This window comes from Desulfobulbus alkaliphilus (assembly GCF_016918545.1).
Classification (GTDB): Bacteria; Desulfobacterota; Desulfobulbia; order Desulfobulbales; family Desulfobulbaceae; genus Desulfobulbus; species Desulfobulbus alkaliphilus.
In genome coordinates, this window is record NZ_JAFFQC010000394.1 from 1 (window position 1) to 398 (window position 398).

A 398-nucleotide genomic window follows, 5' to 3' on the forward strand; every position below is an offset into this window, starting at 1 on the left:
GTGGCAGATGGCGGCGATGGGTTTCCCGGCGGCGTCGAATTCACGCACGATCTCCAGTACGCGCTCGTTGAGGCGCAGGTATTCGGGAGCGCGCCCGCCGGGCACCACCAGACCGGCGTAGTCGGCTACATCGACCTTGTCGAAGTCATAGTTGATGGCGAAGTTGTGGCCGCGCTTCTCGCTGTAGGTCTGGTCGCCCTCGAAGTCATGGATGGCCGTACGCACGAAATCTCCGGCCTTTTTGCCCGGGCAGACGGCATGGACTTCGTAGCCCAGCATCAGCAGCATCTGGAAAGGCACCATCACTTCGTAATCTTCCACATAATCGCCGGCCAGCAGCAGAATCTTTTTCATCGTGATACTCTCCTGTGCGGCAAGGCGCCCGTCCGGAACAAAGA

At 59.8% G+C, this 398-nt stretch carries 1 protein-coding gene; it reads right to left on the reverse strand.

Annotated features, from left to right (window positions below):
• Nucleotides 1–354: DJ-1/PfpI family protein (locus JWG43_RS19090; RefSeq protein WP_240193696.1), on the reverse strand; the 354-nt coding region annotated here is incomplete at its 3' end.
• Nucleotides 355–398: the final 44 nt, after the last annotated feature.